Annotated in this window: 8 protein-coding genes; all 8 read right to left on the reverse strand. The window is 46.6% G+C overall.

Annotated elements, in window-relative coordinates:
- Positions 1-14 precede the first annotated feature (14 nt).
- The gene (locus GC098_RS23750) at positions 15-1,850 is read right to left on the reverse strand and encodes a hypothetical protein (RefSeq protein ID WP_171645697.1); all 1,836 of its coding nucleotides are present in this window, start codon (positions 1,848-1,850) and stop codon (positions 15-17) included.
- A gap of 28 nt (positions 1,851-1,878) precedes the next feature.
- Positions 1,879-3,675 (reverse strand): sensor histidine kinase, encoded by a 1,797-nt coding sequence (locus GC098_RS23755; RefSeq protein WP_171645698.1) that lies wholly within the window; start codon positions 3,673-3,675, stop codon positions 1,879-1,881.
- The gene (locus GC098_RS23760; protein ID WP_216625405.1) at positions 3,675-4,730 is read right to left on the reverse strand and encodes a response regulator transcription factor; all 1,056 of its coding nucleotides are present in this window, start codon (positions 4,728-4,730) and stop codon (positions 3,675-3,677) included. The genes GC098_RS23755 and GC098_RS23760 overlap by 1 nt, the downstream gene beginning before the upstream one ends.
- An 86-nt stretch (positions 4,731-4,816) precedes the next feature.
- The gene (locus GC098_RS23765) at positions 4,817-6,388 is read right to left on the reverse strand and encodes an extracellular solute-binding protein (RefSeq protein WP_171645699.1); all 1,572 of its coding nucleotides are present in this window, start codon (positions 6,386-6,388) and stop codon (positions 4,817-4,819) included.
- Between the two features lie 31 nt (positions 6,389-6,419).
- On the reverse strand, positions 6,420-7,289 hold the full coding sequence (locus GC098_RS23770) for a carbohydrate ABC transporter permease (protein ID WP_171645700.1): 870 nt from the start codon (positions 7,287-7,289) through the stop codon (positions 6,420-6,422).
- A 33-nt stretch (positions 7,290-7,322) separates the two neighbouring features.
- Positions 7,323-8,231, reverse strand: a complete 909-nt coding sequence (locus GC098_RS23775; protein WP_376773940.1) for an ABC transporter permease — start codon at positions 8,229-8,231, stop codon at positions 7,323-7,325.
- 515 nt (positions 8,232-8,746) lie between these two features.
- Positions 8,747-10,306 carry an aminomethyl-transferring glycine dehydrogenase subunit GcvPB gene (gene gcvPB / locus GC098_RS23780; protein ID WP_171645702.1) on the reverse strand — a complete coding sequence of 520 codons (1,560 nt, stop codon included), beginning with the start codon at positions 10,304-10,306 and terminating at the stop codon, positions 8,747-8,749.
- On the reverse strand, positions 10,303-11,724 hold the full coding sequence (gcvPA, locus tag GC098_RS23785; protein ID WP_171645703.1) for an aminomethyl-transferring glycine dehydrogenase subunit GcvPA: 1,422 nt from the start codon (positions 11,722-11,724) through the stop codon (positions 10,303-10,305). Before gcvPA ends, gcvPB begins: the two co-directional genes overlap by 4 nt.
- Between the last annotated feature and the right edge of the window lie 5 nt (positions 11,725-11,729).

Below are 11,729 nucleotides of genomic sequence, written 5' to 3' on the forward strand. Positions count from 1 at the left end.
CCAGGGAAGTGAAATCAAGTGTTACGTCGATCCTCCAACTGCTGCATATACAAGCTGCGCGGTAAAACATGCTTGCCCCGTGCATTCAAATATCCATCGCTTCTCGGGCGAGGATCATAGTCATTCGGTGCGCGTCCTTTCTTGATCTCACCAACATGACCAATCGCATAATTCTGCGCAGTCGGCGGCTGCTGCAGCGTCAAATCTCCCTCGGTGTTCCAGGTGACATAATTCGCTCCTGCCCAACCGTGTCCGCTGCCTAGCCAAATGCGATCTTGGATGGCGATTGGCGCCTTCACATTGTCGTACAAACCGCCTACCGACCACCGATGATGCGGCTCACTTGTGTTGTAATCGGTGGTGGACTTGCAGTCAAGAAATACATTCGGCCCCGTTACCCACTTGTCGACAACGAATGCATGCCTCGCTGTTTCCGTGTAAGCCCGCTGCACTAAAATCATTTGTCCGCAAACATGGAAGCTGTAGCGACGACCACCGGTTATGATGCTGACCATATCCAAAACCATACAATCTTGAATCGTCACCCACTTACTCCCGTAGTCGGCAAGAACAAGACTATGATCGAGATGATACCCTGTAATGTCACGTACCCAAGCATTCTTCACATGATTCAGAACGGCAAAGTTGATAGTGTGATTTTCGTCAGCATAATACGGATCAAGAGCCCCCTTCCGATCATCAATTTGAGTATCCGTCACAGAAGGATCGAATTCGACGTCAATACGCATATTCTCTACACCAACATGCTCGATTCGATCTGGATCTTCATATTTGAGCACCTGCGCCCCGCCCCACCGCAATTCAACTGAATTAGTTAACGGTGCATCTACGGTTATCTTGTTGCCTTCCATATGAACGATGATACGGTCAAAATCAAGTTCGAATGGGCTCCACATCTTGGTTCCGCCGGTAAACGGCCGTTGGGCTATGGCATCCATCCCGATTTCATGAATCCAAGCGTCGTTCCCATATCGGCGCACAATGACTGAATCCCCGACTTGGAGATGACGTGCATCTGCCACATGGAAAGAATTCGATCCTGAAGGAACATATAGATCGGTAACCGTCGTACTTGTGTCTTCCAACAACTTGATTCCGCTTGCACCGCCAATTTCTAATACGTTTTTCTTCATAGCACCTGTCGCATACAAGAGTGTGCCGTCTTCTCCCTGTCCTTCTCCGCGAAGGACAACCCCGCTAGCTGCTATTTTCAGCGTTCCAGCCAAATGGTACGTTCCACGTCTCAGCAAGACAGCACCGCGTAATCCTTCTGACGTGGGCGGCAGCAGGGACACAGCATCAATGGCTTCCTGAATGCGTGCTGTAGCATCCCCTTCTCCAGGCTCGATGGTTATTTGAGTTTGTACATCTGGAAGCTGTACGCCGCCGCCCATGTAACCCGCATGGGAAAAATCTGCGATCCGGTTTCCTTTGTAATCTGATATGTAAACAAGCTTACCGCCCGTCCCCATATGAGCAATGTCCGATAGGTCGTTCCGAATGGCCGACGGGTCCTTTACATAAAAGTAGAAGGCATCGTGCAGATCCGGATAACCAGGACGCGAGAATGTTAGCCGCAAGATATGCATCCCCAACTGTTCAACCGTACCTGGGATCGCGATATTTGCCTCATCCCCGACTTGGAGGGTTCGTAGCGGAAGGAGAATAGCTTCTCCTTTCTCCGGTTCTACTATGGCGCGAATCGTCATCGCTGCTGCGTCCGTATGAACGCGTACGATCGGAAATAAGTCACCTGGCTGAAGTATGGCCGGTTGACCGATCTCCCTTACGAGTGTTGGATGTTCTAACCCCGTTCTAACGATTTCCATCATTTCCTCCCCTTGATTCAAATTTGTTCTAAATGGACACAGGAAAAATCAGCCTGATCTTCGTCCCTCTTTCCAACTCGCTATCAATTCGTAGACCATATTCTTCTCCGAACACCATTTGAATTCTGCGGTGTACATTTAGAATACCAATTCCGTCTTTTTTACCGTCGCTCTCGTCGCCTAATCGGTTGGCACTCAGTTTCTCATGAAGCTCCGCGAGCTTATCAGCCGTCATTCCAGTACCATTGTCTTCTACACTTACCCAGAAATAGTCATTCTCTTCTCCGGCATCGATCCGAATGAAATGATAATCCTCCACCCCGTCCGCAAAAGCATGTTGAAAAATATTTTCCACCAAAGGCTGTAACGTGAGACATGCCATGTCACGCAGTAAATATTCCGGTTCGATCGCAACATCAATTTCAAATTCAGGATTAACCCGATGGCGCAAGATGACCAAATAATGCATCAAATGCTTGAGTTCATTCGCTACTTTCGTTTCCTCCAGATTGGTTCCGACCGAATATCTCAGCATGTGAGCTAAAGCATCCACAATCTCCGAGATTTCTTTGGAATTCTGAATAAAAGCGTAGCAAACGATCGTTTCCAGCGTGTTGTATAAGAAATGCGGATTGATTTGCAGCTTCAAGGATTGAATGACGGCTTTATGTCTTTCCAATTCTATTTCCTGATTGTTATGCTCGACCTGATAGACTTTATCTACCAATTCCGAGAGCCGATTGACCATGACGTTATAACGAATCATAAGTTCGACGATTTCATCTTTTCGCTCGGGAATCGGAATGATTACCCACTGCCCTTTCCCTGTCTCCCGCATCCCCTCCTTGAGCACTCTGATTGGGTCCGTAATGGATTTACCGAATCGATAGGCCAGAAATAAAGCAATGATAAACGTGAACAACCCAACGATGAGCGTAGTCGTTCTTATGTTGGAAATCGGCTTCCGCAGATCTTCAACCGGCATCGATACGATAAGACTCCAACCAGAATAATCGGATTTCTTGACGGAATACATGCGCAGGACATCGCCATCTTTTTCTTCAAAAGAAGAGAGGTTTGCATGATTAATTTTCTGCACCAATTCTTTTTGCACTGGGGTCCCGAGCTTTTTCTTGTCTGGATGATAGATAAAACGTCCTTGCGCATCGACGATGAAAAAATAGCCATTATTACCCAATTCCATCCCTTTCCACAAGGCCGATAATTCAGCTGCACGGATTTCAATGGCTAGAATACCCATTGTGACAGGAGATCTATATCCGCGTACTTGACGAACCAAGGTGAACAACTGATCACTTGTATTGTCCAATATGCTGCGGTTTAAGATACTTAATTTCCCATCGGAAGTCGTATTGGCTAAAAAATAAGCCGCTTGATTCTGAATAGCTTCCGTGTTGAATGGCTTCCCAACCACTTCATTGTAGTAGTAAGTTGCATGGCCGTTCTGGCTAATCGCATATACTGCTGCAATTTCTGGATTACGAATGAAGATTGGGTTTATGCTCTCTTGCTTGATGTTCTTCCTATACTGATAAAATTCATAAGCATCAGCATCACTAGGTAATTCTAGCAGTTGTCTAATATCATCATTCTGCAAGATAGCAACAAACGCTCGTTCATATATTTTCAGATAAAGATCTGTTTGATAAGCTGCATTGTTAATCATTTGTGACATTTGGTGCTGCACCATCGCATCGAGCTCATTGGATGATTTGCGATACGAAAACAAACTGACACTCACGAGCGACAATACGATGACGACCAAAAAATAAATAAATAGCTTCCGATATAAGGTTCCACCCATCACTTAATCCCCAATGAGGTGCGGAATTCAGAAGGAGAAGTACCGACTATTTTTTTAAACGTTTTGGTGAAATGGGAATAATCGTCGTAACCTACTTCATCCGCAATGTCTATTATTTTGAGATGGGGTACCCCTAGCAGCTCCTTGGCCTTACACATCCTTTTGTTAATGCGGTACTGCACAAAGGTTTCGTTCGTCATCTTTTTAAATAGAAGGCTGAAATACGTAGGAGCTAGCCCCACCATACTTGCCACCTCATCCAGAGATAATTCTTGAGACAATCGGCAATCAATGTAGGCTTTGGCTTCTTGCATAGGATCTTTGTAGTTGCCCTTACGAGATTTCAGCAATCCGGCCGCAATTTGTCGTAGATGATCATCAAAAGCATCGAGGGCGGACTTTACGTTTCCCTCCTGAATGCCCTGCAGCGTTATCGTTGGCACAAAATGGCGTGCCTGAAATCTTTTTAGCAGCATGTCCGTGCATTCATTCAGTAATTCTCTCAACTGATAGAAGGAGAGGCTCGCTTTGAGACAATAGGCCTTCCATTGATCCATTAACCCGTTTAACTCATCTGTTTGTAAGGACCAAATGCACTGCTCCATGCGATCGATCCATTCCACATAACGCGTGACGGGGATGTATCCCGGAGCCTCCCTCTTGATCATCGTATCGAAGACCTCATATAGACTCGCCTCTGTCACAGGTTTGAGTAAGTAATGCTTAACGCCATAAGACATACATTTCTGGGCATATTCAAAATCGTTATATCCGGAAACGACGAGCATCTGGATGTGGGCATGTTTATCATGAATGGTTTGGCAAAGCGCCAATCCGTCCATTTTCGGCATACGTATATCAGAAATTACAATATTGGGTTCAAAAGCATCTATTTCCTCTAGAGCATCTAACCCGTTTTCAGCAGTTCGAATGTTCGTAAAAGATGGAAAATAGGCTTCTGCCATCTTCTCCAGACCGAGGCGGATAATAGGTTCGTCGTCTACAATAAGCAAATGAATAGGTATCCTCTCCTTTGCCGGATGGATTGATGTCATCAATCTTTGTTGTCGCGCTTATCGCAAAGGGGCTGCTCCATCTAGGAGCAACCCGCATATTGAGCGATGCGGCTGCATCGATCGTTTTATTTCGCCATAATAATGACGCCGTCTTTATTGTTATAACGATCAGTGGCTTCCTTAATAACTTCATTTCCACCTTTTTGCTTGTATTCTTCAATGACTTTCGGCCAATCCGTAATCGGCTCTTTACCGTAAATCATTTTGACCATATGATCGACAATGAGTTTAGGCCCAATATCACCTTGTGCCACCAGATCAGGGAATTTCGTGAACGCTGCCAAATCCGGATAAAATCCGATGCCTGGAAGTCCTTCGTTCGCCACTACGTTTTCAAGCGCAGTCACCGTATCTTTGCCGGACGGGTCTAACTCCATTCTCATTTTGTTGATAGTAGAATCGTGAACGCCCCATAGTGTGCCGCTGCGATATCCTTCCTCATCATTTGCCTCTTTGGTTGTCGGAAACTTGTAATTGATTTTTCCGCTGCTATCCACCGTATAGGTGTCTCCTTCGATACCGAAGGTGAAGAACTTAGCGGCTTCCGGGGTAAGCATCCAATCGAAAAACTTAATGATCTCAATAGCCGTTTCCATCTTCACTTTATTGTTCACATAGAACGCACGGACGATTGGTGAGTAGTAGAAATATCCGCCTTTGCCTTCCGGCCCTTTCGGAGAAGCTATAATCTCTACTTTCCCATCAGGTACGAGCTGCTTAATATTGGTGCGATACCCTGGCAGCCCGGTCACATTAGCCGACCAACTGCCCGATTTGGCACCGTTGATATTTTTGGAATAATCGGTTGAGGAAATAGAGGCGAAATCTTTGGGTATTAATCCCTCATCCAGCATTGTTTTATAGCCCTGAAGTGCTTTCTGCATATTCTCTACATCGAAAAATTTCGGCACGACTTGTCCGTTTACGACCTCGAATTGATCCTTGTAGGGAAGTACGTCATATGCGCCAAAAAGAATATCGGAGTATTTAAAGCTGTCCCTCATTTGATACGGGTTTTCAACACCCAACTTTTTGAATGCCCTTAGAACGTTCAAGAAGTCGTCTACCGTTTTGGGAGCCGGGAGCCCCGTTTTCTCAAGCAAATCCATACGAATGAAAGTGCCTCGTCTAGACGGATTGTTTAGAAATTCGGGTATGCCATAGATTTTGCCTTTATACTTTACGGCATCCCATGCCGATTTGGGTACCGCTTTCATCATATTCGGCGCATACTGCTTCAATAAGTCATCAAGAGGCATAAACACGCCTGCTTCCACAGATCCTGACATCGATTTGCTGGTTGGAGTGCCAACACTGCCAACAACATCAGGAATATCGCCGCCGGCAAACATGACGCTCATTTTAGAATCTTCTAAAACTTTGACATCAAGGTCCGTGTTTGTCAATTGCTCCAGCTTCAAAGTCCATTTGTCTTTGTTAAGATCAACTTGCGTGTGGTAGCCGGTACTGACCGTTGTTGGATAAGAAATTGAGAATTTCGTTGGCCCTTTGGGTGCTGCGGATGACTTGCTACTTGCAGAGGGAACATCTTTAGTCTGATTTCCGTTGGAACAACCGACAACAGAAGTCGTTGCCAAGACAGCAACCAAAGACAACATTACAAACTTCTTTTTCATATGAAGCCTCCCTTTATTTTTTGGATTATTCCTATGATTTAACTGAACCCAGCAGCATTCCTTTGATGAAATGTTTCTGCAGGAAAGGGTAAATCATCATAATAGGTAACGTAGCGAAAACGATAACCGCCATCTTGATACCTTCGGGCGACAACTGCGTAACCCATTCAGAAGAGAGATCGGATTGTCCATAATTGTCCGTGAAAACAATTTCTCTAAGTCTCACTTGAAGAGGTACCAAAGACCTGTCGTTAATAAAGTAAATGGCAGCTGAGTACGTATTCCAGTGACCAACGGCGTAAATGATTCCCATCGTCGCCATGACGGGCTTGGACAGCGGAAGGATAATGTTCCAGACGAGACGAAACTCGCCGCAACCGTCCATTCTCGCAGAGTCGATCAATTCATTCGGCAGATTGAGAAAAAAGGAGCGCATGACGAACATATTATAAGCGCTTATTGCATTGGGAAGCATCAGTGCCCACAGCGAATTAATCAAGCCCAATTCCTTGATAAGCAAATAGTTAGGAATAAGCGGGGCGCTGAAAACAAGCGTAACTAAGATCAGGATCAGGACATATTTCCGCTCGGCATACTCAGGTCTCGATAACGCGTAAGCAAGCGTAGCCGTAGCTGCCAAGTTGATGAGCGTACCGAATCCGGCGATGATTACGCTGTTGAGGAACGACCTCCAAAGCGACGGGTCCGATAAAATGATACGATAGTTTCCAGTTGTGAATCCGACAGGCCAGAAGGAAACTTGCCCGCTGTTAATGGCGGCGTTGCCACTAAAGGATTGTGCAATGACATGTAGAATCGGAAGCATCGTACTGAGTCCAATTATGGACAGAAAAACTACATTTAACCAGTTAAACGTTTGCTGCCCTTTACTTATAATCATCCAAGCGTCCACCAACTTTCCTGTTACAGTAGATCAATATAGCCCGTCACCGGTTGTTTTTTTGGTTAGCGTGTTCCCTATGACGATCATCATCAGGCCAACAACTGATTTAAATAGTCCGATCGCGGTCGTATAACTGTATTGACGATCTACGAGCCCTGCGCGATAAACATACGTATCGATGATTTCACCATACTCGTTATTCAGCGGATTCAAGAAAATGAATACCCTTTCAAAACCAAAATCCAAGAAATTCCCGATGTGCAGCAAAAACAAAATCATAATCGTAGGTAAAATAGTCGGTATCGTAATCGAGAAGGTTTGCCGCAGCCGACCTGCCCCGTCAATCACAGCAGCCTCGTATAAATCGGGATTGATGCCAGCAATAGCGGCCAAATAAATAATCGTTCCCCATCCACTGTCTTTCCATATCCCTGATCCTATCAAAATCGACCGAATATATTCGTTCTCACCTAAGAAATAGATGGGCTCTATTCCGAATATGCCAATAACATGGTTCACAAAGCCTGTCGTGGGTGAAAGCAATCCTACCACAATACCACCAACAATGACCCAGGACAAAAAGTGCGGCATATACACGAGAGTTTGTACCAATCGTTTGAAAGCAGCAATACGTAATTCATTCAGGAGTAAAGCCAAAATGATCGGTACCGGGAAAGCGAATAGGAGATCATACAAGCCAATAATGATCGTATTTTTTAAAATAATGAGAAAATCAACATAGGCAAACATTTTTTTGAAATGCTCGAGACCTACCCATGCACTGCCGGTAATCCCATGGAAAATATTGTAGTTTTGAAAAGCAATCACCGACCCAAACAAAGGGATATATTTGAATAGGAGGAAAAAAAAGATTCCCGGTATGGATAAGGCGTACACTGCCCAATTTTTCCGAATGTTGGTCCATCTTCCCTGTCGCATTCTAATCTGATATTTCGCTTGAACAGGCTCTTTGAGTTTACTTAACATATTTACCCCCTTCCTTGATCTTAGTTTGATTCTACTATGTTGACTTTCATCTAACCATGTAAAATCTTTTTGCCTAGTTGGGTTATTTTATGGTGTTTTTTGAGGGTTGCTCAAGCGTGCATACTCAAAGCAAGTTGTATTTTCTACAACATTTGGCTGGAAAATCCGCGTTTTCCCCGCGATTGTTGCACGGAATACAACATTTTCTCCCGAAAATAGCTTATTGGCATGAAATTAGGCTAAATTGTTGCACTTTATACAACAACAACAGCTTCGAGAGAAGAAAACTCTGTACAACATTAGCCCTCATCACTAACAGAAACCCAAATTTCTTAGCTTGCCAAGCTAAGGCCCTTAAGATGCTCCCAAAATATGAGCAAAAAGAACCTTCAAAACCACCGCGAAAGTGGATCTGAAGGCTCTTTTTCATCATAAAGCTACCTATCTATTGTGGGGAGAACATAAGGTTAGTCCGCTTGTGTTTTCTTCAGATAAGCCCGCCAGGTAATACACCATTCCTTCGGATCGTCGAAGCTGGAATGGTCAATGCGGTGCACGGTGCTGCGTGTTGGCGCATTTTTGACGATTTCCGGACTTTCGTAGGCTTCCTTCGAAATTTGCGCCAACGCGTTGATATATTCGTCGAGGTCTTCCTTGGAGTAAGACTCCGTCGGCTCCAAAGTAAACGGCTGCGGGACGACGTACGGATGATGACTGGTCCAATAGTGCAGACCGAAATCGCACATTCTGTGCGTCACATCCTCCGTCGTAACGCCCGTTTCCTGTGCCATCTGCTCCCAGCTGTAACGCACCTGCTCCAAGCGGTTGCCCTTTACGTACGGAGCGGATGCACCGCGAATTTGCAATATTTTATGATACAAATAGTTGTTGTTAAGGACAGCCGTCTGCGCCACGTTCAGCAATCCTTCCGGTCCGAGAGCGCGAATCCATGCATAGGCTCTTAGCACAGTCTGTGAGACGCCATGAAAAATACGCACTTTGCCGATGCTGTTGTCGCCCGTCCGGTTCAACACATATGCGCCATTCTCGTGCTCTACAATAGGACCTGGCATAAAAGGAATCAACTCGCTCACGACGCCAAGCGCTCCCGTCGCCGGACCTCCGCACATATGCGGTGCCGCAAACGTTTTGTGCAGGTTGAAGAAGCACATGTCGAAACCCGCTTCCTTCGCCCGTGTCACGCCGAGCAGCCCGTTTGCATTCGCTTGGTCGTAATAGCAAATGCCTCCTGCGGCATGAACGATATCCGTAAACTCTCTGATTCTCGGGTTGAAAATTCCGGTGTCCTCCGGATTGGCAACGACAAAGCCCGCCGTACGGTCGGAAACGACCTTCTTGAGCGCCTCGATATCTGGGAATCCGTCCGCGTCCGGGTACAATGTAATGATTTTGTAGCCCTTGACTGCAGCGGTAGCCGCCTGCGACGGGTGAGAGAAGATCGTCGTAATGATTTCGTCACGCTGATCCCCCTCCCCGCGTGATTCATGATAATTACGGACGATGGAAGCCATCGCTAGCAGTGCCTGCGTGCCGCTGCTCGGCTGGAACGAAAATTTGTCCATGCCGGAAATTTCGCGCATGGCGAGATCCAGCTTGTAGAACACTTCCAGAATACCCTGAACGTTACTAACATCCTGCAGCGGATGAAGCTCCGCCAACTTCGGCGTGCGGATCATCATCTCGTTGATGCGCGGGATGTATTTCATCGTGCATGTGCCCTGACCGATTTCTACGTTAAAGTCGGAGCCCATCGTTTCCTGCGAAAGTCGCAAATAGTGGCGAAGCACCTTCGCTTGACCGATTTCAGGCAGCTTCGGCAGCTCTGTCCTGCGCATCGACGCAGGGATAGCCGAGACTCCGTCACCTACCGCCGAGGCGATCGCCGCTTCGATTTGCGGCACTTGTACCCCGCGCTCGCCTTCTTTATGGAGCTCGAAAATAACGGGTTCATCCCATTTAGCCTGATGAAAGTTTCTTACCTTGCTTTCTCTGCGTATACGTTTCATACGGACATCACTCCTTCTGCTGAACATACTACACAAGCAGAAATCGCGCGAACTAATTGTTCGATCTCTTCCTGCGCATGCACTTCGGTCACACAGTAAAGGGCACACTGGCCAAGAGCGGGAAAATCGCCCGATAAGTCTTTGCCGCCTTGTATACCTAGTGCTAGCAGGGCGCGATGAATATCTTCAACCTTCTTGCCCGTTTCCGTAAAATCAACGACGAATTCTTTAAAGAACGGCGACCCAAAACGCACTGCAACTCCATCGATCTCCGAGAGCAGCTTTGCCGCATACTGTGACTTTTGCATAATCGTCTGGCCAAGCTCCTGCATGCCGTGAGGTCCGAGCAGTGCGAGATAGACGCCTGCCGTAATGCCCCATAACGCAGTTTGTGTACCGACCGATTCTTTTCCTTTTTCGCGCAAGGCAAAAGAAGTACGGTCGTAAGCTACGTCCCCGAAGCCATATTCACCTTCAACGATCGTCGGAGCGATCCCGAACAAGCGGGATGGATATTCCATAACGAATATTTCTTCATCCCGTGTCGCGATGAACCCGGCTTGACCACCGCCATAGTTCATATGCATTCCGAGCGGCTGCAATTCGCCGCAGACGATGTCCGCGCCGTACCCACTTGGCGGCTTTAGCACGCCGAGCGAGCTCGGATCAACGCCGACGACACACAACGCGCCTGCGCTATGCGCCAGGTCTGCAATCTGCTGCCCTTGTGACTCAATAACGCCGAGGAAGGTTGGATTTTCAAAGTAAACAGCCGCTACGTCTTCGTTCAGTTTGTTTTGCAGGTCTGCCATATCCAGCTCGCCTGTCTCGCCAACGTAATCGACGAAGCTATAGGACAAATCAGGATGAATGTAATTCGCAATCACCATCAGCTTCTCAGAATCAATATTACGCGGCATCAAAACGTGCTTCCTACCCGTAATTCGGCCAGCCATCCGCAAGGAAGTCGAAGCCGCTTGCGGCCAGTCGAACGTTGGAACGTTAACGACGTCCATATCAACTAGCTCCGCAACCAAGCTTTGGTATTCAAACAGCGCCTGAAAACGGCCGTGATCTTCGTACGGTTCACCCGCATAGGCCGTCACAAATTCGGAGCGCTGATTGATCTCATCGCAAACAGCTGGGATAAAATGCGGCCAGCAGCCAGCGCCAAGAAAGCTGACGACGTCTTTGATGCTTTTATTTTTAGCCAATAATCCTTCCACATAGCGCTGCAGCTCATATTCCCCTAGAGCCGGGGGCAGGTCCATCATTCGGTTCAATTTCAGCGAATCTGGTATGATCTCGTATAAATCTTCGATACGCTGTACGCCTATTTCGTCCAACATTTGCCGCTGTACGTCGGGCACTGTATTAGGGATATAAGGATGTACTTTCTTTCTATCGTTCGTATTCATCTATA

The organism is Paenibacillus phytorum, assembly GCF_013141715.1.
In the GTDB taxonomy this organism is placed as follows: domain Bacteria; phylum Bacillota; class Bacilli; order Paenibacillales; family NBRC-103111; genus Paenibacillus_E; species Paenibacillus_E phytorum.

What these genes read in the sequence shown, in the direction of transcription:
- GC098_RS23775 (WP_376773940.1), bottom strand. Translation starts at nt 8,231, where the DNA reads ATGCGACAGGGAAGATGGACCAACATTCGGAAAAATTGGGCAGTGTAC.
- GC098_RS23755 (WP_171645698.1), bottom strand. Translation starts at nt 3,675, where the DNA reads ATGGGTGGAACCTTATATCGGAAGCTATTTATTTATTTTTTGGTCGTC.
- GC098_RS23770 (WP_171645700.1), bottom strand. Translation starts at nt 7,289, where the DNA reads ATGATTATAAGTAAAGGGCAGCAAACGTTTAACTGGTTAAATGTAGTT.
- gcvPA (WP_171645703.1), bottom strand. Translation starts at nt 11,724, where the DNA reads ATGAATACGAACGATAGAAAGAAAGTACATCCTTATATCCCTAATACA.
- gcvPB (WP_171645702.1), bottom strand. Translation starts at nt 10,306, where the DNA reads ATGAAACGTATACGCAGAGAAAGCAAGGTAAGAAACTTTCATCAGGCT.
- GC098_RS23765 (WP_171645699.1), bottom strand. Translation starts at nt 6,388, where the DNA reads ATGAAAAAGAAGTTTGTAATGTTGTCTTTGGTTGCTGTCTTGGCAACG.
- GC098_RS23760 (WP_216625405.1), bottom strand. Translation starts at nt 4,730, where the DNA reads ATGACATCAATCCATCCGGCAAAGGAGAGGATACCTATTCATTTGCTT.
- GC098_RS23750 (WP_171645697.1), bottom strand. Translation starts at nt 1,850, where the DNA reads ATGGAAATCGTTAGAACGGGGTTAGAACATCCAACACTCGTAAGGGAG.